Here is a 25,327-nt window from a genome sequence, read left to right on the forward strand (position 1 = left end):
CTTCCAGTGGAGAAGAGCCATGCGTACATTCCCATGGGGATACTTGCTGGTACTGCTGCTTACCGCCTCCACAGCCCAAGCGCAGTCAGTCGTGCCGCTCAAGGGCCAAAGCAGCCAGCAGATGCAACTGGATATCAATGATTGCAACACGGTCGCCAACAATGCGACCAGCACTGCAACCCACTCCGAGCCTCACGTCGGCGGCAGGGTTCGCGGCGCGGCCGCCGGGGCCGCGGCAGGTGCGGTAGGGGCCCAGGTACGGGGCAACCAGCACGAAGAGATCTATGACCGGGCCAGCGACGAGGCCAAGCAGCAGTACCGGCAGAACCGCGCCGGTGAAGGGGCTGCGGCCGGGGCCGCCGTGGGCGGTATGCGCCAGCGCCAGGACCGCCGCCAGGACCGCCGCACTCAGGACCAGGCACAAAGCTCGGCCTATGCCAGCGCCTACAGCGGATGCCTTCAGGGACGTGGGTATCAGGTCAATCCATGATCAGCAGTACGAGGCTCTGTACGAAAAGCCTTGGTACTCGGTGATGCTGCGCTGAAAACAGCCTCGGAGTGCTCATTTACAACCCGTAAACTCCGCTTCCTCGGCTGTTTTCGCCTTGCCTGAGCTTCATCTCAAGACTATTCACACAGCGCCTAAGCGGCAGGGCAACGACCCTGCACTGCCGCGCTACGCACCGCACCGGCCAGTTGGCGCAGGTTGCTTTGCTGGGCGCTGACCAAGCTGCTGACACTGGCTTGCGCCGGTGTCTGTACCGTGGTGCGACAAGTCAGCTCGTCCTGGCCAGGCCGCTTCAACCGCCATACCGCCTCCAGCAAAGCGTGCTGGCCTGGCACTGAATCGAAGCGCTGCACGTCAACCCGCAGCACTGAGCGGACACTGCTGCCCACAGGTCCGCCAAGCTGGTCCTGCAGGGCGCTGCGGAACTCATCCACAAGGTTGGCGCCCCACCATTCGGTATCAAGTATTGCCAGGCCGCTCTGGCCCTGGCGCACCACCAATTGCGGTCGATCCACCTGCGGCGGAACACTGACCCGCTCCACCAGCACGTTCGTACCCTCTTCGCGGGTCGGCTGTGGCGGCACCAGAGTATGGTAGTGGGTGGGCGAACTGCTGCAGCCTGCAGCCAGCACCGCCAACGCGACCAGTATCACAGCGTGAATCTGAGGCATCAGGTATCACTCCTCGATCGGGTGCGGGGTCAAGGCTGCACGTCATCGGCACCCGCCGCCTTGGGCCGCCCACGAATCAGCGATTCGGGGTGCCGCCCCAGGAAGTCGGCAAGGTCACGCAGCGAACGCGACATGCGCTCCAGTTCCTGCAGCGCATCGCCCAGTTTCTCCCGCTGCGGCGAATCTTCGGCGATGGCCGAGTTGGCCGTCCGCAAGGTTTTCTGGACATCTTCCAGCGTCGCCTTCACGCCCGGCAGTGTCTGGCCGTCAAAGCGCTTGAGGGTTGCCCTGAGCTCCCGCAGGGTACCGTCCAGGTTGCCGGCGATGCTCTCCAGCGGCAGCTTGCCGAGACGTTCTACCATGTGCTGCAACTGCTCCTGCAGCTTCTCCAGGCTGCCAGGCACCGTGGGCACCGTGATCGGGCTGGCGTTCATGTCGAAGGCCACCTTCGGCGCTGCGGGGTAGAAATCCAGCGACACATACATTTGCCCGGTGATGAGGTTGCCGCTACGCGCCTGGGCTCGCAGTCCGTGCTCGACGAAAGTGCCAATCAGCCGGCGGGCACCGGCATCGTCACCGGGGGTATGGTTGAACGCCTTGAGCATTTTCTGGTGCACCGGGCCCAAGCGTTGCGGATAGATCACCGCATCCACCACCACTGGGAAAGTCTGCTTCTGTTCGTCGTAGTCGAGCGTCACTGCCACCACCTTGCCGAACTCGACCCCCTTGAATTCCACCGGCGCGCCTGGAGACAAGCCGCGCATCGACTGCTCGAAGCGCATGCGCAGGTGCTGCTGCTTGCCCGTGGGTGGCGCCAAAGCCGCGTCGCGGTCGACGAACAGACGAAACTGCTGTTGATCGGGCGCGGGGTCGGCAGGTGCCGCGAAGTCAGGCGCGCCGAACGCCAGGCCACCCATGAGGATGGATGACAGCGACTGGGTTTCGACTTTCAGTCCATTGGCACCGATCTGCATGTCGACCCCGCTGGCATTCCAGAAGCGGGTATCGGCGGTAACGAAGGCATCGTAGGGCGACTGTACGAACACGCCGATGTCCACCCCTTTGCCATCCTGCTGCAGGGCGTAGGAAACCACCTCGCCGACCGGGATCCGCCGGTAGTAGATCGACGAGCCGACATCCAGCGAACCGAGGTCGTCCGCACTCAGGGTGAAGTGCTTGCCCTTCTCGCCATAGGTGATCGGAGGTGGTAGTTCGAGCCCGGTGAAGCGCTTGCGCGGCGCCGTCGACTCACCGGCATCGGCGCCGATGAAACTGCCCGAGAGCAAGGTGTCCACCCCTGAAACGCCCCCGGCCCCGATGCGAGGTCGCACTACCCAATAGCGCGCACCTTCGGTGGCGAACGATTCGGCTTCCTTGGCCAGTTCCACCTGCACCACCACGCTTTCGCGGTCCTTGGCCAGTTCTACCGTGGTGACCTCGCCGATCACCACGCTGCGGTAACGTACCTGGGTCTTGTGCGCCACCAACCCCTCCCCGCTGCGAAACGAGATGGTAATGACCGGCCCCTGCTGCATCCAGTTGCGCACCACCAGCGAGGCGCCCACCAGCAAGGCCAGGATAGGTACGATCCACACCAGCGACACATTCACCCGCCGGGTCCGCACCTGAGGCTGACCTGCTGCCACGGGTTTGTCAGTCTGCTGCGCCATCGCTGCGCTCTCCGTCTTGTGGCTCGCCATCCCAGATCAGTCGTGGGTCGAAGCTCATCGCAGAAAACATCGTCAGCACCACCACCAAACCGAAGAACAGAATGCCTGGACGCGGTTCGATGGTTCCCAGGCCACGCAGTTGCACCAGCGCAGCCACCAAGGCCACCACCATCACATCGAGCATCGACCAATAACCGATCAACTCGACACAGCGAAACAGTTGCGAGCGCTGACGCCTCGCCCAGGTGCTGCGTCGCTGGGCAGTTACCAACAGCAGGCCGAGGGAAAAAAACTTGATCGCGGGCACACCGATGCTGGCGATGAAGATGATCAAGGCAATGTCCCACGCCCCCGCCTCCCAGAACTCCAACACCCCACCAACGATGGTGCTGTCGGTACCCTGGCCAAGCATTTCGGTGTTCATCACCGGCAAGGCATTGGCCGGCACATAGAAGATCAGTGCTGCGCACAGAAACGCCCAGCCACGGGCAATGGGATTGACCTTGCGTCGGTGCAGCGGCGCACCGCAGCGTTGGCAGTGACAGGCATCTTCGCGCAGGTCGCAGGCCTGACCGCAGCCGTGGCACAGACACACCTGCAGGTCGTCGGCCAACACCGGGACTGTCATACCTGCTCCCACAGGTCGCGGATATCGCGCCCGGCGATGTAGATCAGCAATACACTCAGCGCCGCCAGGGCAATCAGGCCGATACCAGGGATCACATCGAGCAAGCCGGCAAGCTTGATCACCGCCACCATCGCGCCGAGGAGGCAGACTTCCAGCATGCTCCAGGGCCTCAGCCTTTCCAGGGCCTGCATGCAAGCGCCAAACGCGGGTGAACGGCGGCCGGCCATGGCAAAGCTCAATACCCAGCACAGCACGGCGATCTGCAGCACCGGCGCGAAAATGATCGACAGCGCCAGTACCAATGCCATGAACGTAATGCTACCGCTACTCAGGACCATCACCGCGTCCCACAGCGTCGCCGAGTTGGACAGCCCGCTCATGCTGATGGTCATCACCGGGTAGGCATTGGCGAACACCAGCAGCACGCCACCCGTGATGCTGAGCGCCAGGCGCTGTTGGGGAGTCAGCCCATTGTGCCGATACAGCACGCCGCCACAGCGCGTGCACACAGCACTCTGGTGGCGCCGCAGCGGAGCACGGTGATAGACCGCGTCACAGTACTCGCAGATGATCAGGTCATTGCCCTTGCTCATGGCTTCTCTCGCGGCAGGTCCGAATGCCCTGCACAGCCCATGTCGCAGGCAAGATTAGTCAAGAAATGGCCAGTGCGTATTGGCCTCGATGTACAGTCGAACAACACCGGGAAACAGTATGTTCACCTCACCCGTGGGCACTTGCGAGTAATAAGGCCTCGTCTAAAGTTTAAATGCCCGAAGCCGACGTTCGCGGGTCTCTCACCATCGCCTCGCAAACCGCGAGAAGAGTGCCTTGTTCCACGATCGCAGAGTTCAAACTTAAATCTTGCGCCACCAAGAGTCGCCCGCATGCCTGCGGGATATCACTCAACGTAGGAAGGAGTGCTGCATGAAAACCCGGCCATTGGTTGCAACCTTGTGTCTTGCTACAGTCATGCTATATGGCTGCGCGAGCAAGTACGTGGAGTCCGATCAGTACTCGGGCTTCCTGAAGGACTACAGCTTACTTAAGGAAGACAAGTCGCCTTCCGGCGCGCCAGTCATGCGCTGGATCAAACCGGATGTCGACGCCAATCGTTATACCAGCGTCTACATCGAACCGAGCCAGCTTTATCCGAAACCCCAACCCACCGAAAAAGTCCCACAGTCGACTTTGACTGGCATTACCCACTACTACGACCAGACCCTCAAAAGCCACTTCTCTGAGGTGTTACCTTTGGCCAAAGGACCGGGTCCACGCGTCCTGATAGTGCGTCCGGCAATCACTGCAGTCAGTGCCAAGACCAAAGGCCTGCGCCCGTATGAAGTCATCCCGATCGCCCTGATCGCAGCAGGTGTAAGCACGGCCACCGGTATTCGCGACCAGGACACCACCATCGCCACCGAGGCGGCGTTCATCGACGGCGGCAACCAGCAGGTGGTCGCCCAGGTGGTCCGCAAGGGTGCAGGTAGCGAGCTTGAAAACGCCGACCAGGTGATGCAAACCAAGGACGCCAAGGCTGTGCTCGATGGTTGGGCCAAAGACATGGTGGCCTCCTTCCAGGCCGCCAAAGGCAGGAAGTGAATCACCCTGCCCCGTTGCCGCGCATGCTTGCAGCGGGGCAGCCCAGCGGACTCCTTCAGTTCACTCATCCTGTACGGGTATCGCAGTGCTCAGGCAAAACCAAACAAGCGCCTTGGGGTGTCCCACATGATCTGACGGCGCTGCATGGGGTCGGGCACCAGGCGCTCGGCGAGTTTGAGCAACGGGCCGTAATCGACACGTGAGCGTTGGCGGATAAAGGGCCAATCCGAGCCCCAGATGCAGGCGTGGGGGCCGAACGCCTCGATCAATGCCTGGACATAGGCAGCACTTTGCTCGAACAGTGCCTGCGGCGCGGCGAACTTCTGCATGCCTGACAGCTTGACGGTCGCCCGGCCAGAACCTGCCAGGCGCAGTAACGCCTGGAAGCCCGGTTGTTGCAAGCCGGCAGCAACGTCAGGGCGGCCGCAGTGGTCGATCAGCAACCGCGTTGGCAGGCGCAACAACCGCGCTTGTACGTCCAGCAGCTGGTCTTCGCACACCTGGACCTGGGCGAACAGATCAAGCTCGGCCAGCTTGCCGAACAGGCTTTCGCAGCCGTCGAGGCAGCCTACCCCGTAAAGCGCTGGATTGAAGGCAACCCCGACCACGCCTTGCTCCTTCAATGCCGCCAGCTGGCCAAGTTTCATGCCCGGCTCGACTACCGCGATGCCCCTGAAACGGCCCTGCCCGCGCGCCAGCGCATCGAGCAGGCAGCGGTTGTCGGTGTGATAGCCGCTGTTGGGGCCGACCAGCAACGCGTGTTGCACGCCATAGGCCTCCATCACTTGGGTGAACTGCTCTAGCGTGGCAACTTCCTGGCCCGAGGGGGCATAAGGCGCATCCGGATGGTAGGGAAAGCGATCGGGATCAAACAAATGGTTATGGCAATCGATCTTCGGTTCATCAAAGATGTTCATGGACAGCTCCCGGGTTGACGCTTTCTGCGCCTGAACGTAGATCCTGTTATCGTCCGCCATCGTGGCGGCGAGGCTGGAGCGACGATACTGCGCGCCGACGTTTGGCGCTCATACCCAGATGGCAGACATCATAACCAAAGGTAATACGCATGCCCCAAGACCCGGACAGCCCAGCATCCAGCGCGATGGTGTTCAAACTGCGGCACATGGAGGTGTTTCGCGCGGTGATGCTGACCGGCTCGATCAGTACCGCGGCCAAGATGCTGTACGTGTCCCAACCAGCCGTGAGCAAGCTGATCCATTACGTCGAAGGGCGTTTGGCATATCGCTTGTTCGAGCGCATCAACAATCGCCTGGTCCCCACCGAGGAGGCACATGTCCTGTTCCGTGAAGTAGAGCGGGTGTACCAGGCCGCCCTGCAGGTCAACGAGTGCGCGTTGTCATTGGCCTCGGGCAGCCACCGCAACCTACGCATTTCGTGCAGTGCATCGTTGTCGACAGTGGTGATCCCCATCGCCCTGGCGCAGCTCAAGCGCGAGTCGCCATCGCTGACCATCGAGTGGCAGACCTCGCTGATGAACGAGATGCCCAACCAGATCCTGTCGAAGAAGGTCGACCTGTCGATTGCTGCCCTTCCAGTGGTGCATGACCATCTGGTGTCCCAACCGTTCATGCGGGGGCGCATGGTTGCGGTAATGCCTGCCGATCACCCCTTGGCCCAGGAGCCGGCGCTGACGCTGCAGCAGTTGGTGGGGCACGCGCTGCTGCTGTTCCGGCCCGACATGCCGTTTGGCCGGTTGTTGGCGCATGAAATCCAGCGGCGAGGCCTGCACCTTGAGTCGTTGCTGTCGTTCACCAACGCCAACGAAGCTGTGGCCCTGGTAAAGCAAGGCATGGGCATGACCCTGATCGACGAGTTCGTGGCACAGGACAGTGGCCTTGAAGTGGTGCCGCTGGCGGAGGACATTCACTTCGATATCAGTTTCGTCTACTCACGCTTCGAGCCCCCATCCCAAGCTTCATTGCACCTGATGCGGGTGCTGCATGCCCAGGCACTGAAACTTGACAGGGCCATCACCGGGTTCGAACTGCCCCAAGGCTGAACGTCTGTTGCTGTGGCTCACCGCGCTGCCGGTGGACCGCGTGGAGTTGCCTGGGGCAGCCACCAAGCCCTGGCCATGCAGGGCGATGTCCGGGACGCTCGGACGCTGGCGCAGGAGGCCTAGTGCCTGGGGTTCGCTCACGACATTGCGCCGATTGCGCGGATGCCAGTGATGGTGCCTGGTGGTAATCGTCGCCTGCCGGTTGTCGAGCAGATACTGGCAGCGCGGCAGCGCTCGCCTACTTGTCGCGGGTGAAGTCGCGGAGAACGACCCAGCCTATGGCGAGCGTAGACTGGGCGTTGCTCATTCAGCCTTCAGCGGTCGTTCTTGGAGGACGAGCGAACGGCATTGCTCAAGCCCTTGGTGTTGTGATCGCCCGGCGTGGTGCGCGACACGGCGGTCGACTTGGCCAGGCCACGGGTATCCTTGGAATGCGCAACACCGGAGGTGGCGGTGCCATGCCCACGGTCGTCGTTACGGGTACTGCCGTAGTGATTTCCGCTTACGCCATGATCACGGGTGGCTTTGCCCGCATGCTCACCCGTCGAGCCTTTACCGTTGCCATTGCCGCCCATACCACCCTGGCCGCCGCCATTTCCGTTGCCACCGCCATGACCGCCGCCATTGCCGCCGCCGTGGCCACCCCCTTTACCACCGCCCTTGGCATAAGCCGCGCCAATCGGCGAAACATCAGCCGGTAACAACGCCGCACTCCCCAACGCAAAGGCACAGGCAAACACGGCTACCAAGGTCTTTTTCATTTTCTATACGCCTCCATGGGCGAGGTGGGATCGCCGTAAGACCGGTGAACCGCCTTTAAGTTTTGTACCAGGCGACGAAATGCAGTGCGCTACACACAGCCACACGGGCTTTCAACACACGCTGCCGGCTTGGCTAAGCTGTAGTTGACCTTCATGTGCTCAAGGAACAGCCCACATGCTCAAGCTCAAGACGCTGCTGTCGACCGCCCTCAGCCTGCTGCTGATGGGTACAAGCCCTGGCCTGCTCGCCGACCCAGGCAAGGGCAAAGGCCACGACAAGGGCGGGCAACACGGAAATTCGGGGCATCAGGGAAACGGCAACGACTGGCATGGTGGCCCATCGATCGATGTGGGCGGCGTGCGGATCATTCTCAACGATAACCGGGACTATTGGAACGCCGGCACTGCGCTGCCACCCGGCATCCAGAAAAACCTGGCACGCGGCAAGCCCTTGCCACCCGGCATAGCCAAGAAGCTCGATGGCCGCCTGCTGGGGCGCCTGCCGCACTACGACGGCTATGAATGGCGGCAGGCTGGTACCGACCTCATATTAGTGGCCCTCGCTTCAGGCTTGATCTACGAAGTGCTGCACGACGTGCTGGACTGATGCACTTACGCGCGGCCTTCGACAGCCGCATCTGATCGTTGCAAATAATCTTCAAATATCCCTGCAAAAATGATGGCATTTACCCATCAGCTAACTAGACTCCAGCTATCTCCGAGGCATCCAGCCTCCTCTGTTCGGGCCCCAAGGAAAGGATCATGCCCAAGCTACTAGCACGGAAGTAGTAGTCGGCCCCCGGCCAAAGCGGTTCTGTCTATCACCTGTTTCGTCGTACGCGGCGCTCAGCTCCCTGCGGAGATGGGCATTTACAGTGCATGCAGTTTGGGTAATGGAGACGTTGAAGCATGGACAATTTTCTAGGTGAAATCCGCCTGTTCAGCTGGCCGGTGATACCAAAAGGCTGGTTGCCCTGCGACGGCCGGCTGCTGCCGATCGTTCAGAACCAGGCACTTTTCGCATTGCTGGGTGTGCAGTTCGGAGGAGACGGCAAGGCCACCTTCGCACTGCCCGACCTGCGTGGTCGGGTGGCGATGGGGCGCAACGACTGGCCACCCGTGAACCCGGCATTCGCCTCTCACAGCACCGGACAAGCGGGTGGCGTCGAGTCTGTGATGCTGCCGCTCAGCGCACTGCCCGAACACACCCACAGCGTACAAGTCAGCAACGCCACTCTCGGCAATGGCGGCCCGGCCGGCAACTACCCCGCGACCAGCGCCAATGCCAACGGTGTTGCCGCGCAGCCGACCTACATCACCGCCGACACGAACAAGCTGGTGACCCTCCACGCTGACACCATCGCAGCCACCGGGCAGACGCCGATACCCAACATGCAGCCCTCAATCTGCCTGAGCTACTGCATCGCCACCCAGGGCGTCTTCCCGCCACGCCAGTAACGGCTACCACACCTATCATCTCAAGGGGCAAGTCATGTCAGATAACTACCTCGGGGAAATTCGGCTGTTCGCAGGTTCATACGCACCCGTTGGCTGGGCTTTTTGCGACGCATCCGTGCTACCGATCAGCCAGAACGAAGCGCTGTTCTCGCTGATCGGCACCACCTACGGTGGCGATGGCATAACCACCTTCGCCCTGCCCGACCTGCGCGGCCGGGTGGCTGTTGGCACCGGCGCAGGCAACAACCTGACACCCCGTACCCTGGGGCAGATCGTCGGCACCGAACAAGTGGCGATGACGGCTGCCAATACCCCGGCCCACAGCCATGGTTTCAGTGTCACCAACGCCCCCGCCACCACGGCGGAGCCGGCAGGCCCTTCCGCCCACAACACCTGCACCTTCGCCGCCTTCACCCCAGCCGGTCCGGTCAAGGGGCTGTACAGCACGGCAAACACGGATACCGCCGTCACGCTGAACAACGGCGCCTTGGTGCGCTCGGGCGGCATCGGTTCACCACACGACAACATGATGGGGTCGCGCGCCATCAACTACATCATCGCCCTGACCGGCATCTACCCGAGCCAATTCTGAGACCCAGGCCTGCTCTTCACTTTTCAGGGATATGACTCATGGACGCTTTCACTGGAGAAATTCGACTGTTTCCGTATACCTACATTCCCGATGGTTGGCTGCTCTGCGACGGTTCGGCAAGGCCGATCCAGCAGTTCCAGAGCCTCTTTGCCGTTTTGGGGTACGGGTTTGGCGGTAACACCAACCAATTCAACCTGCCCAATCTCAACGGTCAGGTCGCCATGGGCGTGGGGGCCGGCCCCGGATTGACCGCGCGTGCGCTCGATGCCAGCGCCGGAGCGGATGAGGCCACGCTGACACCAGCCAACTTCGCGCCTCATACCCATGCGCTCCGGGCCCAACCTGGGACGAATTTCGCGGCGGCCGTCGATACGCCCACCAGCCAAAGTTTTCTCAGCCAGCCGCGCAACCTGCGCCTGTACAACGGTGTAGCCGGCAACACCGACTACACCTTGGCCCCTGTCACCGTGAGCAAGGCGGGTACCCCGTTCAACAGGACGACCCGCAACGCCCAGCAACCTTATCTGACCCTGGCCTACTGCATATGCTACGACGGCAACTTCCCTGCGCGCCCCTGAGCGAGCGTCTTGCGCTGGCGCTGCCAGTAGGCATCGGGTTTGGTCTTCGGCGGCAGGGCGAAGGTGATGTCAGTCTGCTGCGGGCGCTGTTCGTGGCCCGACGAGGCATCGAGTTCGAGGGCTTGCCCTTGAGCGATGCACAGCGTCTGGCGTTTCTCGACGGCCAGGCCGACCTGCAGTCACGTCACTATGCCGAGCACTATCCACAGGCCGCATTCCTGGTCGTCGAACGGGCCGGACAGGCCATCGGTCGCTTGTGCGTAGACGAGAAACAGGCCGAGCTGCGGGTGGTGGACATCGCCCTTATGCCGGCCTGGCAGCGCCAAGGCATCGGCACCGCACTGCTGCGGGCGGTACTGGCGGTGGCGGACCTGCACGGCAAGGCTTGTGCGCTCAGCGTCGACGCCTGCAACCCGGCCCAGGCGCTTTACCGGCGCCTGGGCTTCGAGGTACAGCCCGGCGATGGCCTTTACCTGCCTATGCACCGTTTCCCTGTAACGGCCTGACACGAACACCCAACGCAATGGAATGCGCACATGGACAGTTAGCCATTTTGCCTGAAGTCATGAAGAGGGCCGGCCCATCGCTCAGCCCCAGTTCTCCCCCACTCTGAGTCCGTAGGCGATCACTGATCGGAAACATGGCAGGAAGCCCCATGATGCACTCACTCGCGTACCACCGTGCCTGGCTGACCAGGTCGTTCCTTCTGCTGTGGCTGTCGGCGCTCGCCCTGATGATGCCAGCCCAGGCCATGGCGATGACGTTCAGCCCTGCCCCAGGCAGCAACCTGGGCAGTTTCCCCGCAGGTCAGAGCCTGAGTATCCCGCTGAGCGTCTCAGGCGGCGTCCTGCCGATGACCGGCTGGTACGAGTGCGATGTCAGCGTGACCTACGACCCCTCATTGAAGTGCTTGCCAACAGGCCTGACCATCGCCGAGTCCACGAACAGTGAGTCGACTACCATCAATGGCACCCCAAACGTCGCGCCCGGCGTTTACAGCTTCACCCTGACGGTGTTCGACAGCTTCACTCCCGCGACCGTGAACTACTCGATCACCATCACCGGCGGCCCCACGGTGACCAGCTTGAGCCCCACCTCGGGCAGCACCAGCGGGGGCACCAGCGTGACCATCAGCGGCACTGGTTTCACCGGCGCCACAGGGGTGGCATTTGGCGGCAACGCAGCGACATTCTCGGTCAACAGCGACACCTCGATCACCGCGACCACCCCCAGTGGGTCAGCGGGTACCGTGCCGGTGGTGGTCACCACGGCAGCGGGCTCCTCCGTGATCAATGGCAATAGCCAGTACACCTACGTCGCACCGCCCATTGCCGGTGCGGTGAGCGCAACTGTGGCAGCCAACAGCAGTAGCAACCCCATCCCCCTGAACCTTAGCGGCGGCGCGGCCACCAGCGTGGCGGTGGCCAGTCAGGCCAGCCATGGTACGGCGACCGCCAGCGGTACCAGCATCACCTATACGCCCACAGCAGGCTACTCAGGCCCAGACAGCATCACCTATACCGCTAGCAACGCCATTGGCACCTCCGCACCGGCAACCATCAGTTTCACGGTTTCGCCGCCCACCTTGGCACTAAGCCCTGCGACCTTGCCCAGTGGAACCGCTGGCACCGCCTATAGCAGCACGTTGAGCGCCAGCAACGGCTCGGCGCCTTATAGCTTCAGCCTTACCAGCGGCGCGCTTCCCCCCGGACTGAACCTCAGCGGCAACACGCTGGGTGGAACGCCGTCCGCCAGCGGTACCTTCAACTTCACCGTCACCGCAACCGACAGTTTCGGTGCCACAGGGTCGCAACCTTACGCCCTGTCCATCGCAGCGCCGACGCTCAGCCTCACGCCGACCTCCCTGAGCGATGCCAGCGCAGGAGTTCCTTACACCAGCACCTTCAACACCACGGGCGGTACGGCACCCTACAGTTATGCCATCATCGCGGGCAGCCTTCCGGCTGGATTGGCCCTGATCGGGAATGCGCTGAGCGGTACGGCCACCGTCAGCGGCACCTTCACCTTCACCGTCACGGCAACCGACGCCAACAGCTTCACCACCTCGCGCAGCTACACCTTGACCGTGGCGTCACCGACCATCACCGTCTCACCGGTCTCCCTGAGCGGTGGCATCGCTGGCGCGGCCTACAGCGCTACCCTCGGTGCCAGCGGCGGGACTGCGCCCTACACCTTTGCCGTGACGGCGGGTGCTCTGCCAAGTGGCATGACCCTCAGTGGCGACACCCTGAGCGGTACGCCTACCGCCGATGGCACCTTCAATTTCACCGTCACCGCAACCGACGGCAATAACTTCACTGGTTCGCGGGCCTACAGCCTGACCATTGTCCAGCAGCCCCCCGTGGCGGGCACCGTCAACCTGTCGGTGGCGGCCAATAGCACCACCAACGCGGTCACACTCAACCTCGGTGGGGGCCCTGTCAGCAGTGTTGCCGTGGTCAGCGCGGCCAGCCATGGCACGGCAACCGCCAGCGGCACCAGCATCACCTACACCCCGAATGCCGGTTACTCCGGGGCCGACAGCTTCACCTACACCGCCACCGGCCCGGGCGGTACCTCGGCACCGGGCTCCGTCAATATCAGCGTGGGCGCCCCAACCCTGGTCATCACCCCTGGTACCTTCGGCGGTGGCATCGTCGGCTCGGCGTACAGCACCCCACTCAGCAGCGTGGGCGGCACCGCACCCTACAGTTACAGCGTCACTGCCGGCAGCCTGCCCACCGGCCTCGTCCTGTCCCCGGCCGGCGTACTCGGCGGCACACCGACCAACAGCGGCAGCTTCAACCTGACCATCACCGCCACCGACGCCTACGGTGCCGCCGGCAGCCAGGCGTACACCTTGGTAATCGCTGACCAGGCGCCGGTGGCCGGTGCTGTCAGCACTACGGTCGCTGCCAACAGTTCGACCCATGCCATCCCCCTCGCTTTGAGCGGCGGTCCGGTCAGCAGCGTGGCGATCAGCACCGCCCCCAGCCACGGCACCGCAGTGGTCAGCGGCACGGCGATCAGCTATACCCCCACGGCAGGTTTCTCAGGCAGCGACAGCTTTGCCTATACCGCCACCGGCCCCGGCGGCACTTCGGCGCCCGCCACGGTCAGCCTGAGCGTGACCGCACCGACCCTGGCGCTGAATCTCGCCAACCTGGTCGATGGCACCCTGGGCACTGCGTACAGCGCCAGCCTGGGTGCTTCAGGGGGCACCGCGCCTTACACCTATGCGATCAGCACAGGCAGCCTGCCAGCCGGTCTGAGCCTGTCACCGGCCGGCGTGCTCAGCGGCACGCCGACCAGCAATGGCAGCTTCGCCCTCACCTTCACAGTAAGCGACGCCTATGGCGCGGTCGGTAGCCAGGCTCATACGCTGGTGATCGCCGACCGCGCCCCCATAGCTGGCAACAGCAGCGCCACGGTTGCTGCCAACAGTTCAGCCAACGCCATCAGCCTCGCCCTCAGCGGCGGCGCCGCGACCAGCGTGACCGTGACCAGCGCTCCCGCACATGGCAGCGCCATCGCCAGTGGCCTGGGTATTCGCTACACCCCCAGCGCCGGGTACTCCGGCAGCGACAGCTTTGCCTATACGGCCAACGGCCCTGGCGGTACTTCGGCACCGGCGACGGTGACAGTGTCCGTCAGCGCACCGACCCTGGATGTCGAGCCCAGCGCTGGCAGTGTCGAAGGCGGCACCTTGGGCAGTGCCTATCGCATGAGCTTGCGCGCGCTCGGTGGCATGGCGCCGTACCGCTTCACCCTGAGTGCGGGCAGCCTGCCGACAGGCTTGGTCCTGGACAGCGGCAGTGGGGTGATCAGCGGCACGCCCCAGAGCACAGGCACCCACACCCTTGAGGTGACTGTCACCGACGTCAACGGCGCGGTCGGTACCTTCAGCTTCGCCCTGAGCATCGCGGCCCAGACGGTCACCGTGGTGTCGTCCAACGAAGCCCTGGTACCTGGCCAGGTGGCGAGCGTCGACCTGACCCAGGGTGCCACCGGTGGCCCGTTCCTGCGCGCGCGGCTGTTATCGCTCAGTCCGGCATCAGCCGGTAGCGCAAGCCTGAGCGGCCCGTTCACCCTGCGCTTCGCACCGACCACGGTGTTTGCCGGCACTGCCGTAGCCACCTTCAGCCTGGAAAATGGCAACGGCGGCAGTGCAACCGGCACCGTGACCTTCACCGTGCAGGCCCGCCCAGACCCCGGCCAGGATGCCGAAGTGATCGGCGTGCTCAACGCCCAATCACGCGCCGCTGAACGTTTCGCCAGCACCCAGATGGACAACTTCAACCGCCGCCTGGAACAACTGCACCGGCCAACCTGTGACCGCAACGCGTTTAACGCCAGCGTCAAGCATGGGCGCGAAGATGTGCGCCTTGGCGATCTGGGCAAGGCGCTGCGCGATGAACTGCAAGGCAACGACGCGGAGTCGGATGAGCAACGACGCAAGGAACGGGACAGCGCGCGGACAATCGATGGTGAATGCCGTGAGGCGCCGCTGGCCTTCTGGACCGATGGATTCATCAACACCGGCTCCAATCGCGCCCGTGGCGCCAAAGACAATAGCTACACCACCTATGGCTTGAGCGCCGGCGTGGACTATCGCCTTTCGCCACGGACCGTGGTGGGCATGGGGGTCGGTTACGGCACCGACCGCACCGATGTCGGCGACCATGACACCCACAGTGAAGGTGATGCGCTGGGCCTGGCGGCCTACCTGAGCACCCATCCGCTGTCGGAGGTGTATGTGGACGCGCTGCTTGGCTACAACCGCATCCGCTTCGACTCGCGCCGCTACGTCACGTCCGACCCGTCGAACGGCTACGCCCACGGCTCGCGGGATGCCGACCAGTGGTACGCGTCGCTGACCGCGAGCTACGAGTACCGTGCCGGCGCGCTTTCACTGGCCCCGTATGCACGGGTCAACGGCAGCGTCACCACGCTGGACGACTACCGCGAGCGTGGCGGTGGCATCTATGGCCTGAGCTACGACGAGCAGCATCAACGCACCTTCACCTCGTTCCTCGGCCTACGCGGTGCCTACGACATCCAGACCCGCGCTGGCGTGCTCACGCCGCGAGTGGGGCTGGCCTGGGGCCACAACTTCAGCCATAGCGACGACTACCGCATGCGCTACACCGACCAGGGCGACGACGGTGTGCTGTATCGGCTGTCACCCGACCCGATGGACAGCAACTTCATCGACCTGGACACTGGGCTTGAGTTGAGCCTTGGGCGCAGTTGGCGTCTGGGCCTGTCCTACAAGACGGCCCTAGGTAGCGACGAGCGCAACGAGATGTTCCGAATCGGGCTGGACGGACGCTTCTGACCCGCGCGCCGCTTCAGGGGCTGCCCCATCAGCCTGTGAAGCGGCATCGCTCACAGCGTCATTTCCATCTCGTGCCAGGCCATGCCACCATGGTCGGATGCCGAGGGCTGCACGTAGCGGTATCCCATCTTCTCGTACAGCGCCACGTGCCTGTCCTTGCACATCAAGTGAATGCGGCGCTTGCCCATATCCCGCATGCGTTTGACGAATTCGCTCATCAAACGACCCGCATGGCCTTTGCCCTGGTGGGCCGGATCGACCACTACCGACATGATCACCACGTTCGGCGCAGCGGCGTCATGGCCTACCAGCGATTTGAACGCTTCGTCCGACATCACCACTTCCCAGGCACAGCCACTGTTGATGAAGCCGATCACCTCACCAGCGTCCTCGAGAATCAAAAACCCTTCAGGGTACTGGTCGATCCGCTTGCGGATCTTTTCCAGGGTCGCTGCCTCGTCGCCTTCGTAGGCCGTCGACTCGATCTGGAAACAACGCTCGGCGTCGGTGGGTACGGCAGTTCGGAAGGTTGCAGCGCTCATCGGGTTCCTCGCAAATAGCAGGCGGCAAAAAGCGATAGCTTACCGCTTTTTATTGCCTATGCTTGAACCGCCTCCCCCTCATTGGACCTTGCCATGTCATCACCCGAGAGCGATCTGCAAGCGAGCTGGCAGCGCAACGCCCAATCCTGGATCGACGCCGTGCGCAGCGGTGCCATAGACAGCAGGCGGCAGGTGACGGACCAGGCGATCTTATTGGCCATTCTCGGTCGTCAACCCAAACGGGTGCTGGACCTGGGCTGTGGCGAGGGCTGGTTGCTGAGGGCACTGGCAGAACGCGGCATCGAGGCCGTGGGGGTCGATGGAGACGACGGATTGGTGCAAGCAGCGCGATCGGCTGGGTCGACACAGGTCTACCAGGCCAATTATGGGCAGTTGGTCGATGCCGAAATAGACGTGGGTTCAGGTTATGACCTGATCTGTGCCAACTTCGCGCTGCTGCATCAGAACATCATCCCGCTGCTGGCGGCCATGAACGCATTGCTCACCCCAGGCGGTGCGCTGGTGGTCCAGACGCTGCACCCCTGGAGCGTGGCTGCCGGAGACTATCAGGATGGCTGGCGAGAGGAATCATTCGCCGGAATGGCCGGGCAGTGGCAGCCGATGCCCTGGTACTTCAGGACCTTGTCCAGTTGGCTGAATGCGCTGGAGATGGCTGGGTTGCAGTTGGTCTGCCTACAAGAGCCCCAGCACCCGCAAAGCAGTGTGCCCCAGTCGTTGTTGATGATTGCGCAGCGCCGTTGACGTCATCGGTCCTATCGCCTGCAAGCCGGTGCCTGCTGTGTCACTCCTAAGGAGGCCGTGGGTCATTCACTGCAGTGTCGCGGTGACGGGCGCCACAGGCGGACGCAGGTGCAACACGCGGTCTCGCCCACCTTCAGCCAGCAAGTATCCGCCCTTGCCGTCCGGCACGATCGCCTGGGGCGCTTTGAGGAAGGACAGCACGGTGTGCTGGTCGCCCTGGGCATCGATACGCAGCAACCGTGCACGATGGGTGTTGTCTTCGCTGATCCACAGGCCGCGCTGGTCGCAGAAGAGGAAGGTCGGGTTGCGCAGGCCTTCGACCACCACCGGGTCCTGACCATCGTCGGACACCGCACGCACTTTGCCAGTGGCTTTCTCGGTATACAGCAAGCGCCCGTCGCTGCAGCGGGTCAGGCCTTCAGTTTCAGTCAGGCCCGAGCGCAAGACATCGAGCTGGCCACTGTGCCAGTCGTAACGCAGCAAGCGGCCATTACCTTTGCGGTCTTCGATGGCGTAGAGCGTGTCGCCGTCGTTCCACAGGCCCTGCACACTGTCGCCCTCGAACAGCGCAGTGACCTGACCATCACGGGCAAGGCTTACGGGCGCTCGGCCACCTTCCTGGCTGAACACCCATCCCCCTTGGGCGGCCACCATGCCATCTGGCTTGGACAGATGATCGACCAGCACCACCCGGTCGCCTTGGGCAGTGATCTTTAGGATGCTGCCTTTGCCATCGTCCAGTTCGCGGCTGACCAGCAGGCTGCCGTCGGCCTGGGGCAGCAAGGAAGCGGCTTTGTCTACCTGGCGATGCAACACTTCGACGTCCCAACCCTTGGCAGCCTGCACTGGATAGAAGCTCTGCCAGGCGAAGAAACCCAAGGTGGCAGCCAGCAGGCTGGCGGTGGCGGTCAGGGCAATACGCGTGCTGCGCTGGCGCAGGGTGGGCATGGACACAGGCTCCTTGAAATGGCCCGTCGATGCTAGCAAGGCAATGTGAAAAAAATGTCGTTGACACCGCTGAAGGTAATCAACAAAAAGGATATAAAAATAAGAAAACAATCTAACTAAGGAGAATAAAGGAATTGAAAGCAACAGGCCTCCTCCTTAGGCTGGGTTCACGGTTTGCCCTATAAGAACTGAAGGAGCGTCAGCCATGTCCAAACGAACTTTTTCCCCTCTGCGCCGCCTGCTGCTCGGAGGCCTGCTGGCCGGTGTCGCCAGTGCCCTGCTGCCGTGGTCCAACGCCCTGGCCGAAGAGGCCAGGACACTGCGCATCGGTTATCAGAAATTCAACAGCATCAACATTCTCAAAGGCAGCGGCGCACTGGAAAAAGCCCTCGCGCCACAGGGGGTGAACGTCAGCTGGCATGAGTTCGCGGCTGGCCCGCAATTGCTCGAAGCCCTGAGTACCGGCGCCATCGACCTCGGCCACGCCGCCGATGCCCCGTCGGTGTTCGCCCAGGCCGCTGGCAAGCCTGTGGTGTACCTGGCCGCTGAGCAACCCTACCCACGGGGCATCGGTGTGGTGGTGCGCGAGCAGGACAACCTCGGCTCGGTACAAGACCTCAAGGGCAAGCGCGTGGCCACTGGCCGTGGCTGGAACGCCCAGTACCTGCTGGCGGTGGCCCTGGAGCAGGCTGGCCTGAGTTACAGGGACATCACCCCGGCCTATGTCAACAATGCCGCCGATGCGGTGGCAGCCCTGCAGTCGGGCAGCGTCCAGGCCGTCACCCTTTGGGACCCGTTCCTCGCTGCAGCCGAAAGCCGGCCCGGCCTCAAGAACCTGCGCGATGGCAGCGGCCTCTCCAACAACCGCACGTTCTACCTGTCCACCGCAACATTCGCCGACCAGCACCGCGACCTGCTCAAGACCTTCTTCTCCGAGTTGGGCAAAGTCAGCCAGTGGGCCAACGCCAAACCGGGGGAAGTTGCAGCCTTGCTGGCACCGCAATTGGGTATCGACGCCAAGGTGCTGGAAGTGGCCAGCGAGCGGCGCAACTACAACGCCGTGGCCATCACTGCGCAGATCGTCGCCGAGCAGCAGAAACTGGCCGACACCTTCCAGGGCCTGGGCCTGATTCCGCACAAGCTGCACGTGGCCGACGCGGTCTACCCAGCCTCCGTGCTGCCCTGAGCGGAGCTTGCCTACCATGCCACGCCCGATCCGCTTCAACGCCTTCAGCATGAACGCTGCCAGCCATCAGTCCCCCGGCCTGTGGCGACACCCGCGCAACACCAGCGTGGCGTTCAATCGCCTCGACTACTGGACCGACCTGGCCCGCCTGCTGGAGCGCGGACTGTTCGACGCCTTGTTCATCGCCGATGTACTGGGGATCTACGACGTGTACCAGGGCGGGCCACAGGCAGCCCTGCGCGGTGGTGTACAGGTGCCGGTCAACGACCCGTTGCTGCTGGTGCCGGCCATGGCCGGGGTGACCGAGCACCTGGGTTTTGGCGTGACTTTCTCGCTGACGTACGAGCACCCCTACCCGTTCGCCCGGCGCATGTCGACGCTCGACCACCTGAGCAACGGCCGGGTGGGCTGGAACATCGTCACCGGGTATCTGGACAGTGCCGCGCGCAACCTGGGCCTTGCCCGGCAATTGGGTCATGACCAGCGCTACGACCTGGCCGAGGAGTACCTGGAGGTGTTGTACAAGCTCTGGGAAAAAAGCTGGGACGAGGACGCCGTGGTGCTGGAGCGCGAGACGGGCCGCTACGTCGAGCCGTCCAAAGTGCACGCCATCGGCCATCTGGGCGAGCACTTCCAGGTCCCAGGCATGCACCTGAGCCAACCGTCGCCGCAGCGCACCCCGGTACTGTTCCAGGCTGGCGCCTCGGCGCGCGGCCAGCAGTTCGCCGCGCGCCACGCCGAATGTGTGTTCATCAGTGGGCCGACGCCCACGGTGTTGCGCCGCTATGCCGATGGCATCCGTCAGGCCAGTGACGCACAGGGTCGCGGGCGTGATGAGGTGTTGATCTACGCCCAGGCACTGTTGATCGTGGCGCCAACGCGGCAGGAGGCCGAGGCACGTTTTGCCCAATACAGACGCTATGTCGACCTGGATGCCGCCCTGGCCCTGCTATCGGGCTGGACCGGTATCGACTTCGCAGGCCTGGACCCGGACGCGCCCATCGAGTACGTCGAGAACGACGCCGGCCGCGCCGCGCTGGCCGCGTTCACCGCCGCCGACCCGAACCGCCGCTGGACCGTACGCGAAGCCGCCGAGTTCATCGGCTTGGGCGGGCGTGGTCCGGTGCTGATCGGCTCGCCCGGCGAAGTTGCCGACCAACTGGAAACCTGGCTCGACCAAACCGGTATCGACGGATTCAACCTGACCTACGCGGTGCAACCGGACGACCTGACCAACGTGGTGGAGCTGCTGGTGCCGGAGCTCCAACACCGTGGCCGCTACCCCACGGCCTATACGGAGGGCACCTTGCGGCACAAATTGTTCGGTCAAGGCGCGCACCTGCCCGGGGCGCACGCTGGGCGTCAGGTCCGCATTCAGCCGGCAAATACCGGGTATTCCAACATTTAATTTGTGGATGATACAGGCTCGCCCCTATGCTGTCCGTGCATCCCCTGCGCCGCACCGGCCGGTGCGGTTCACGGCACGGGGAGAGAACAACAAGTCGAGATTGTCCATGTCGAATCATTCGTACTTCGCCCCCCACGGTGGGCACCCGGCTCAGACCGAGCTGTTGACTGACCGTGCCATGTTCACCGAAGCCTATGCCGTCATCCCTAAAGGCGTGATGCGTGACATCGTCACCAGCCACCTGCCGTTCTGGGACAAGATGCGCATGTGGGTCATCGCCCGCCCGCTGACTGGCTTTGCCGAGACCTTCTCGCAGTACATCGTGGAAGTGGCCCCGGAAGGCGGCAGCGAGCGCCCGGAACTGGACCCTAACGCCGAAGCCGTGGTATTCGTCGTCGAAGGCGAAATCGACATCACCGTCGAGGGCAAGCACCACACCCTGGGCCAAGGTGGCTATGCCTTCCTCGCCCCTGGCGCCGAGTGGAGCCTGCGCAACAACAGCAAGGCCAACTGCACCTTCCACTGGCTGCGCAAGCACTACCAGAAAGTCGAAGGCCTGGACGTGCCGGAATCCTTCGTGACCCACCGCGACAACGCCACCGTCATTGAAATGCCGGGCACCGAAGGCCGTTGGGTTACCACCCGCTTCGTCGACATGGCCGACATGCGCCATGACATGCACGTCAACATCGTGACCTTCCAACCGGGCGGCGTGATCCCGTTCGCTGAAACCCACGTCATGGAGCATGGCCTGTACGTGCTGGAAGGCAAGGCGGTGTACCGCTTGAACCAGGATTGGGTCGAAGTGGAAGCCGGCGACTTCATGTGGCTGCGCGCCTTCTGCCCGCAAGCCTGCTATGCCGGTGGCCCAGGCAAGTTCAGCTACCTGCTGTACAAGGACGTCAACCGCCACGTGCACCTGACCCTCAACCCACAGCGTTGAGCCCAGGCTGACGGCCATCGATCACGCCGACTGCCACAGGAACGAGCAGGTCCTGTAGCAGTCGGTTCGCCGGCGCAGCGCTACCTCGCAGCCCCATGCCACTGGCGCTTGTGGCGCGCTTTTTCTTTGCCGCGCATACTGCTACTCCCCCCTTGCGCGGTGTCCATCATGCTCCGCTACCGCCTGTTCGCTGCCCTGCTTTCTCTCTCGCCCATCGGCCCGCTGGCCGCTGAAGACTGGAACCTGGCCTATGACCGCGAAGGCATCAAGGTGTACCTGAGCGCTGTCACCGACTCACCCTACCAGCAGTTTCGCGGCGTCAGCCGGATGAAAGCCAGCGTGCGCACCCTCACCGACCTGCAGGAAAACCTGCGTGTCGCCTGCAAATGGCTCTACGCCTGCGCCCAAATGCGTCTGCTGGAGGTAGCAGGCGACAGCACCTGGGTCTACCTCACTACCAACCTGCCCTGGCCCACCATGCCGCGTGACATCGTGGTGAAGGTGACTACCGAGCGCCTGGAAGACGGCACCCTGTTCCGTCATCTGAGCGCCGACCCGGACAAGCTGCCCGAGGTGCCGGGACTCATTCGCGTACGACGGCTCAGTGGACAATGGATCATGAAGCCGTTGGGTGAGCGCGATACCGAAGTGACCTATGCCCTACAGGCAGATCCCGCCGGGGATGTACCCGGTTGGCTGGCCAACCGTTTCGTGGTGGATGCGCCAGTGGTCACCCTGCGCACGTTACGCGCCGTGGCTGAGCGCCAGCGTTGAGGCCAGGCCCGCGCATGTGGTTGCTACGCGGTGCCAGCAAGCGCCGCCAGCGAGGGCCTGCATCTGGGTTTCGCGGGCAAGCCCACGCCCGGCCCGCCCGGATCAGATCACCTTGACTGCACGGCCGATGAACTTTACCGGGCCCGTGGGGGCACCGGTAGGAGACCCTCCCGCTTTTTCAAGCGTCAACTCGAACAACTGGTTCGGCTCGAGCGCCGGCAGGCGCTTCACAGGCACACGGTAGGGCTCGCCCGGCTTGACCAACCCCAGCGAAACAGGTGCGCGCCACTGTTCACCTTTGGTCCAGAACTGCAAGGTCATGCCATCGGGCACAGTATCGCGGCCAAGGGGTATCAGTTCGATCATCCGCGCATCATTGGCGTGCACTACCCAGCCAGGGGCTTGGCCCGACGGCGCCACGAGCACGACTACATAGGTGGTCTCCGGTGGTGTGCGAGTCCACAGCGCCAGGGCCAGAAGCAAGCTTGCAGCCAGCCCGGCAGCACTCAAGCCTTGCCACAGGCCGACGCGGCGCCACCGACTGGCAGAGCGCGGACCTGGAGATTGGGACTCGTCAAGGCTGCGCTCAATCCGCCACCATAGGCGACGCGGGGGCTCGAGGGGCTCGGCCAGCTGGGTCAATGCGAGCAGTCGGGCCTCCCAAGACTCGACCGCAGCGCGTGCGGCGGGCTCTGCTGAAAGCCGCGCGTGCAAGGCGGCACGCTGCTCTGCATCCAGGGTTCCCAGGACGTACTCGGCCGCCAGATCGTCCAGCTCCTGATCACCTGCATCCACTGGGGTACCTTTCATGTCATGCACTCCCGCAAGGCCTTCAGGCTGCGCTTGATCCATGCCTTCACAGTGCCCAAGGGGGCGCCGAGCAGAATCGCGATTTCAGCGTTGCTACAGCCATCGACATAAGCGTGCAAGATGCAGCGCTGCGCGGCGGGCTGCAGTCGCTCAAGGCAGCGGTAGATCTTCGTCGACCCTGACCATAACTGCATGTCGCCACCGTCGGCCGGCAGCGTCAGCGCGGCCACCATGGAGGTTTCGTCCAGGTCGGTTTGGCAACGACTGTCGCGCACGTAGTTCAAGGCCAGGTGACGCGTGACGCTGTAAACCCAGCCGCGCGCTGAACCTCGCGTCGAATCGTAACTGGCGGCGCGCGTCCAGATGCGCAAGAAGGCATCGTGAACGATGTCTTGCGCTGCCGCCGGGTCCCGCGCGATGCGTTGAACGACCCCGAGCAAGCGGGCCCCCTCATGCTCGTACAGCGCCTGTAAGGCGCGGCGGTCTCCCTGGGCGCAGGCAGCGAGGCAGCCCTCGTAGTCAAAAGCAACAGCGGGCGCGTTCAAAGGTGGGACGCTCCTTTCATCATGCTCACGACGATGCCCCTGGCAACCGGCCAGGGGCTCGTCCAGCAGCGTAGCTGAGCAATGGAGACAGCGCTTCAAGCCCTGGTTACCCAGGCCGTCGGGTGGATCGTCACTTGGCTGACCAGAACACGTAGTCCGCCTGGTACTTGACGATCTGCTGCGCCCCTTTGTTTTGCTCCGTGCAACTCACCGCCGGTGCCACACCGCCACGGGTGGCGAGGCGCTGTATGTAGCTGACGCCTTGCATGGCGCCCGCACCGTCTGCCGGGTTAGCTTTGACCAGTTGATAAGGCAGGTCGCCTTTGGCCGCAGGCGCAACGGCGAGCTGGGTGCCAGTCACTTTCGAGCCATCCTTGGCTTGCCAGGTGGCGGGCGGACCGAAATAGTCACCCACTGGCTTACCAGCGCGGTCATTCAGAACGGCTTTGGGGCCAATGAAGAACCATTCTGTTTGACCTGGCGCATTGGCCTTGTCTCTGCACTCGTAGGTAATTTCCCCCACCCCCACGGTTTCCAGCATGACTTTGTGGCCGTCGGGTACCTTGACGGCATCCGGAATGCCAGACTGGGCATGGACGGGGGTAACCCCGAGTGCAAGACAAATCGCGAGCATTGCGGTTACGGGCTTGGTGCTCATAAGGAAGCTCCTGAAGAGGGTATCGGCAGCGCGATGAGCGACTGCCTGATAATCACTACCCGCCAACTGCCGATATGGATGCACTGCCGCGAAAAAATAGAGGGGGCCGGAAAAGACCTCGAATGGATAAGGGCCAATGGCGACTGCGCAGAAAGGTCTTTTGGTTTCCGCGAGGAAGCAGCAGGGTGTGTTCCTGCAACTGCTCATCCCGCTGATGTCGAGCAGCTCATCACGCGTCAGTGGATGGGGCTGGGAAATGGAAAGAGAGACCCACCGTGCGAATCTGCGATGGTTGCCCTTCATTCAGCTGACACAACGTCAGACATCTACGGCCCGGTGTAACCCACCTTCCAGCGGTAGCTCGTAGGATTTCTTCACCGTACGCACCACCAGGGTGGAAGAGTAAGTGCGAATCGGAATATCCCGGTACGTATCGAGAAACCGGTAGATGTAGTCGGTGTACTCGGTGGCGTCGCGAAACTTGGCAACCATCACGAAATCGAACTCGCCGGTCATCAGGTAGCAATCCTGGATCTCCGGGTGGCTGGCGAGGATGTGCTGCATCTTGCGGTCGATGTCGTTGCTGTCGCGATCGAGCTTGACCAGAAAGAACGCGGTCACCTGAATTCCCAGTTTGCGCTCGTCCAGTATGGCGACCTTGGCCTTGATGATGCCCGCGCTCTCCAATCGCCTGATCCGCCGGTAGCAACTGGTGGAAGACAGCCCGACGCTGTCGCTGAGCAATTCCAGATTCTGGCTGCAATCCTTTTGCAGCTTTCCAAGAATCTTCAGATCCATGGCGTCTGTCATTTTTCCCGTGTCTTCCTTGAAAAACTGCAATGAATCCGCCACGAGGACGCGCCAATTTGCACGATTCCCTGCGGGCTGGCTCTTTACCATCAACTGAGCTTAGCAGCCCGGCCAAATC

Annotated in this window: 26 protein-coding genes; 14 read left to right on the top strand and 12 right to left on the bottom strand. The window is 63.0% G+C overall.

From position 1 onward, the window contains the following. Positions 1-19: 19 nt before the first annotated feature. A complete protein-coding gene (locus P3R38_RS12980; RefSeq protein ID WP_023380695.1) occupies positions 20-490 on the top strand; it encodes a YMGG-like glycine zipper-containing protein in 471 nt (156 codons plus the stop codon). Between the two features lie 152 nt (positions 491-642). On the opposite strand, the gene P3R38_RS12985 is transcribed toward P3R38_RS12980, so the two are convergent. From P3R38_RS12985 to P3R38_RS13000, 4 genes are read right to left on the bottom strand one after another with little or no spacing between them, the layout of a single operon-like run. Further along, positions 643-1,179 (bottom strand): PqiC family protein, encoded by a 537-nt coding sequence (locus P3R38_RS12985; RefSeq protein ID WP_027907371.1) that lies wholly within the window; start codon positions 1,177-1,179, stop codon positions 643-645. A gap of 29 nt (positions 1,180-1,208) precedes the next feature. Further along, entirely contained in the window at positions 1,209-2,849 is a 1,641-nt protein-coding gene (locus tag P3R38_RS12990) for an MlaD family protein (RefSeq protein ID WP_023380697.1), read from the bottom strand. Continuing rightward, entirely contained in the window at positions 2,833-3,477 is a 645-nt protein-coding gene (locus P3R38_RS12995; protein ID WP_023380698.1) for a paraquat-inducible protein A, read from the bottom strand. The genes P3R38_RS12990 and P3R38_RS12995 overlap by 17 nt, the downstream gene beginning before the upstream one ends. Continuing rightward, positions 3,474-4,070 (bottom strand): paraquat-inducible protein A, encoded by a 597-nt coding sequence (locus P3R38_RS13000; RefSeq protein ID WP_023380699.1) that lies wholly within the window; start codon positions 4,068-4,070, stop codon positions 3,474-3,476. The genes P3R38_RS12995 and P3R38_RS13000 overlap by 4 nt, the downstream gene beginning before the upstream one ends. Before the next feature lie 331 nt (positions 4,071-4,401). On the opposite strand from P3R38_RS13000, the gene P3R38_RS13005 reads away from it, so the two are divergent. Continuing rightward, positions 4,402-5,076, top strand: coding sequence for a DUF3313 domain-containing protein (locus P3R38_RS13005; protein WP_027907370.1), 675 nt, complete (start codon positions 4,402-4,404; stop codon positions 5,074-5,076). Positions 5,077-5,165: 89 nt separating this feature from the next. On the opposite strand, the gene P3R38_RS13010 is transcribed toward P3R38_RS13005, so the two are convergent. Further along, positions 5,166-5,993, bottom strand: a complete 828-nt coding sequence (locus P3R38_RS13010) for an amidohydrolase family protein (protein WP_277686210.1) — start codon at positions 5,991-5,993, stop codon at positions 5,166-5,168. A 149-nt stretch (positions 5,994-6,142) separates the two neighbouring features. Here P3R38_RS13010 and P3R38_RS13015 point away from each other — a divergent pair, with 149 nt between their 5' ends. Next, a complete protein-coding gene (locus tag P3R38_RS13015; protein WP_277686211.1) occupies positions 6,143-7,096 on the top strand; it encodes a LysR family transcriptional regulator in 954 nt (317 codons plus the stop codon). A 314-nt stretch (positions 7,097-7,410) separates the two neighbouring features. Here the strand turns inward: P3R38_RS13015 and P3R38_RS13020 are convergent, their stop codons facing one another. Continuing rightward, a complete protein-coding gene (locus P3R38_RS13020; protein WP_277686212.1) occupies positions 7,411-7,857 on the bottom strand; it encodes a hypothetical protein in 447 nt (148 codons plus the stop codon). Positions 7,858-8,032: 175 nt separating this feature from the next. On the opposite strand from P3R38_RS13020, the gene P3R38_RS13025 reads away from it, so the two are divergent. The 6 genes from P3R38_RS13025 (at position 8,033) to P3R38_RS13050 (ending at position 15,823) form a co-directional block, all read left to right on the top strand. Next, entirely contained in the window at positions 8,033-8,464 is a 432-nt protein-coding gene (locus P3R38_RS13025; protein WP_027907367.1) for an anti-virulence regulator CigR family protein, read from the top strand. 302 nt (positions 8,465-8,766) lie between these two features. Next, positions 8,767-9,315 carry a tail fiber protein gene (locus P3R38_RS13030; RefSeq protein ID WP_027907366.1) on the top strand — a complete coding sequence of 183 codons (549 nt, stop codon included), beginning with the start codon at positions 8,767-8,769 and terminating at the stop codon, positions 9,313-9,315. Positions 9,316-9,349: 34 nt separating this feature from the next. Further along, entirely contained in the window at positions 9,350-9,907 is a 558-nt protein-coding gene (locus P3R38_RS13035; RefSeq protein WP_023380707.1) for a tail fiber protein, read from the top strand. Positions 9,908-9,945: 38 nt separating this feature from the next. Beyond that, entirely contained in the window at positions 9,946-10,485 is a 540-nt protein-coding gene (locus P3R38_RS13040) for a tail fiber protein (RefSeq protein WP_023380708.1), read from the top strand. Continuing rightward, the gene (locus P3R38_RS13045; protein WP_023380709.1) at positions 10,452-10,991 is read left to right on the top strand and encodes a GNAT family N-acetyltransferase; all 540 of its coding nucleotides are present in this window, start codon (positions 10,452-10,454) and stop codon (positions 10,989-10,991) included. The genes P3R38_RS13040 and P3R38_RS13045 overlap by 34 nt, the downstream gene beginning before the upstream one ends. Positions 10,992-11,140: 149 nt before the next feature. Continuing rightward, the gene (locus P3R38_RS13050; RefSeq protein ID WP_277686213.1) at positions 11,141-15,823 is read left to right on the top strand and encodes a putative Ig domain-containing protein; all 4,683 of its coding nucleotides are present in this window, start codon (positions 11,141-11,143) and stop codon (positions 15,821-15,823) included. A gap of 50 nt (positions 15,824-15,873) precedes the next feature. Here P3R38_RS13050 and P3R38_RS13055 read toward each other — a convergent pair whose 3' ends face one another. Beyond that, on the bottom strand, positions 15,874-16,365 hold the full coding sequence (locus P3R38_RS13055) for a GNAT family N-acetyltransferase (protein WP_023380711.1): 492 nt from the start codon (positions 16,363-16,365) through the stop codon (positions 15,874-15,876). Between the two features lie 93 nt (positions 16,366-16,458). On the opposite strand from P3R38_RS13055, the gene P3R38_RS13060 reads away from it, so the two are divergent. Then, complete coding sequence (locus tag P3R38_RS13060; protein ID WP_023380712.1) at positions 16,459-17,127, top strand: class I SAM-dependent methyltransferase; 669 nt, start codon at positions 16,459-16,461, stop codon at positions 17,125-17,127. 66 nt (positions 17,128-17,193) lie between these two features. Here P3R38_RS13060 and P3R38_RS13065 read toward each other — a convergent pair whose 3' ends face one another. Next, entirely contained in the window at positions 17,194-18,075 is an 882-nt protein-coding gene (locus P3R38_RS13065; RefSeq protein ID WP_104883860.1) for a hypothetical protein, read from the bottom strand. 205 nt (positions 18,076-18,280) lie between these two features. Between P3R38_RS13065 and P3R38_RS13070 the strand changes: the two genes are divergently transcribed. The 4 genes from P3R38_RS13070 to P3R38_RS13085 all read left to right on the top strand — a co-directional run bounded on the left by P3R38_RS13070 (position 18,281) and on the right by P3R38_RS13085 (position 22,386). Continuing rightward, positions 18,281-19,261: an aliphatic sulfonate ABC transporter substrate-binding protein gene (locus P3R38_RS13070; RefSeq protein ID WP_104883859.1), complete on the top strand. Its 981-nt coding sequence runs from the start codon at positions 18,281-18,283 to the stop codon at positions 19,259-19,261. A 16-nt stretch (positions 19,262-19,277) separates the two neighbouring features. Beyond that, positions 19,278-20,669, top strand: coding sequence for an LLM class flavin-dependent oxidoreductase (locus P3R38_RS13075; RefSeq protein ID WP_023380715.1), 1,392 nt, complete (start codon positions 19,278-19,280; stop codon positions 20,667-20,669). A 106-nt stretch (positions 20,670-20,775) separates the two neighbouring features. Next, positions 20,776-21,612 (top strand): bifunctional allantoicase/(S)-ureidoglycine aminohydrolase, encoded by an 837-nt coding sequence (locus P3R38_RS13080; RefSeq protein ID WP_023380716.1) that lies wholly within the window; start codon positions 20,776-20,778, stop codon positions 21,610-21,612. 168 nt (positions 21,613-21,780) lie between these two features. Continuing rightward, on the top strand, positions 21,781-22,386 hold the full coding sequence (locus tag P3R38_RS13085) for an START domain-containing protein (protein ID WP_104881720.1): 606 nt from the start codon (positions 21,781-21,783) through the stop codon (positions 22,384-22,386). 102 nt (positions 22,387-22,488) lie between these two features. Here P3R38_RS13085 and P3R38_RS13090 read toward each other — a convergent pair whose 3' ends face one another. The 4 genes from P3R38_RS13090 to P3R38_RS13105 form a co-directional block, all read right to left on the bottom strand. Further along, positions 22,489-23,196: an anti-sigma factor gene (locus tag P3R38_RS13090; RefSeq protein ID WP_023380718.1), complete on the bottom strand. Its 708-nt coding sequence runs from the start codon at positions 23,194-23,196 to the stop codon at positions 22,489-22,491. Further along, positions 23,193-23,741 (bottom strand): sigma-70 family RNA polymerase sigma factor, encoded by a 549-nt coding sequence (locus tag P3R38_RS13095; protein WP_027907362.1) that lies wholly within the window; start codon positions 23,739-23,741, stop codon positions 23,193-23,195. The genes P3R38_RS13090 and P3R38_RS13095 overlap by 4 nt, the downstream gene beginning before the upstream one ends. A 130-nt stretch (positions 23,742-23,871) precedes the next feature. Continuing rightward, positions 23,872-24,399, bottom strand: coding sequence for a DUF3455 domain-containing protein (locus P3R38_RS13100; RefSeq protein WP_104881719.1), 528 nt, complete (start codon positions 24,397-24,399; stop codon positions 23,872-23,874). Between the two features lie 318 nt (positions 24,400-24,717). Then, entirely contained in the window at positions 24,718-25,197 is a 480-nt protein-coding gene (locus P3R38_RS13105) for an Lrp/AsnC family transcriptional regulator (protein ID WP_027907360.1), read from the bottom strand. Positions 25,198-25,327 lie beyond the last annotated feature (130 nt).

This window comes from Pseudomonas sp. NyZ480 (assembly GCF_029537255.1).
Classification (GTDB): domain Bacteria; phylum Pseudomonadota; class Gammaproteobacteria; order Pseudomonadales; family Pseudomonadaceae; genus Aquipseudomonas; species Aquipseudomonas taiwanensis.

Bases quoted from the DNA above. Each gene is read 5' to 3' on its own strand.
- P3R38_RS12980 (WP_023380695.1), top strand. From the start codon at position 20: ATGCGTACATTCCCATGGGGATACTTGCTGGTACTGCTGCTTACCGCC.
- P3R38_RS12985 (WP_027907371.1), bottom strand. From the start codon at position 1,179: ATGCCTCAGATTCACGCTGTGATACTGGTCGCGTTGGCGGTGCTGGCT.
- P3R38_RS12990 (WP_023380697.1), bottom strand. From the start codon at position 2,849: ATGGCGCAGCAGACTGACAAACCCGTGGCAGCAGGTCAGCCTCAGGTG.
- P3R38_RS12995 (WP_023380698.1), bottom strand. From the start codon at position 3,477: ATGACAGTCCCGGTGTTGGCCGACGACCTGCAGGTGTGTCTGTGCCAC.
- P3R38_RS13000 (WP_023380699.1), bottom strand. From the start codon at position 4,070: ATGAGCAAGGGCAATGACCTGATCATCTGCGAGTACTGTGACGCGGTC.
- P3R38_RS13005 (WP_027907370.1), top strand. From the start codon at position 4,402: ATGAAAACCCGGCCATTGGTTGCAACCTTGTGTCTTGCTACAGTCATG.
- P3R38_RS13010 (WP_277686210.1), bottom strand. From the start codon at position 5,993: ATGAACATCTTTGATGAACCGAAGATCGATTGCCATAACCATTTGTTT.
- P3R38_RS13015 (WP_277686211.1), top strand. From the start codon at position 6,143: ATGCCCCAAGACCCGGACAGCCCAGCATCCAGCGCGATGGTGTTCAAA.
- P3R38_RS13020 (WP_277686212.1), bottom strand. From the start codon at position 7,857: ATGAAAAAGACCTTGGTAGCCGTGTTTGCCTGTGCCTTTGCGTTGGGG.
- P3R38_RS13025 (WP_027907367.1), top strand. From the start codon at position 8,033: ATGCTCAAGCTCAAGACGCTGCTGTCGACCGCCCTCAGCCTGCTGCTG.
- P3R38_RS13030 (WP_027907366.1), top strand. From the start codon at position 8,767: ATGGACAATTTTCTAGGTGAAATCCGCCTGTTCAGCTGGCCGGTGATA.
- P3R38_RS13035 (WP_023380707.1), top strand. From the start codon at position 9,350: ATGTCAGATAACTACCTCGGGGAAATTCGGCTGTTCGCAGGTTCATAC.
- P3R38_RS13040 (WP_023380708.1), top strand. From the start codon at position 9,946: ATGGACGCTTTCACTGGAGAAATTCGACTGTTTCCGTATACCTACATT.
- P3R38_RS13045 (WP_023380709.1), top strand. From the start codon at position 10,452: ATGCTACGACGGCAACTTCCCTGCGCGCCCCTGAGCGAGCGTCTTGCG.
- P3R38_RS13050 (WP_277686213.1), top strand. From the start codon at position 11,141: ATGATGCACTCACTCGCGTACCACCGTGCCTGGCTGACCAGGTCGTTC.
- P3R38_RS13055 (WP_023380711.1), bottom strand. From the start codon at position 16,365: ATGAGCGCTGCAACCTTCCGAACTGCCGTACCCACCGACGCCGAGCGT.
- P3R38_RS13060 (WP_023380712.1), top strand. From the start codon at position 16,459: ATGTCATCACCCGAGAGCGATCTGCAAGCGAGCTGGCAGCGCAACGCC.
- P3R38_RS13065 (WP_104883860.1), bottom strand. From the start codon at position 18,075: ATGCCCACCCTGCGCCAGCGCAGCACGCGTATTGCCCTGACCGCCACC.
- P3R38_RS13070 (WP_104883859.1), top strand. From the start codon at position 18,281: ATGTCCAAACGAACTTTTTCCCCTCTGCGCCGCCTGCTGCTCGGAGGC.
- P3R38_RS13075 (WP_023380715.1), top strand. From the start codon at position 19,278: ATGCCACGCCCGATCCGCTTCAACGCCTTCAGCATGAACGCTGCCAGC.
- P3R38_RS13080 (WP_023380716.1), top strand. From the start codon at position 20,776: ATGTCGAATCATTCGTACTTCGCCCCCCACGGTGGGCACCCGGCTCAG.
- P3R38_RS13085 (WP_104881720.1), top strand. From the start codon at position 21,781: ATGCTCCGCTACCGCCTGTTCGCTGCCCTGCTTTCTCTCTCGCCCATC.
- P3R38_RS13090 (WP_023380718.1), bottom strand. From the start codon at position 23,196: ATGAAAGGTACCCCAGTGGATGCAGGTGATCAGGAGCTGGACGATCTG.
- P3R38_RS13100 (WP_104881719.1), bottom strand. From the start codon at position 24,399: ATGAGCACCAAGCCCGTAACCGCAATGCTCGCGATTTGTCTTGCACTC.
- P3R38_RS13105 (WP_027907360.1), bottom strand. From the start codon at position 25,197: ATGGATCTGAAGATTCTTGGAAAGCTGCAAAAGGATTGCAGCCAGAAT.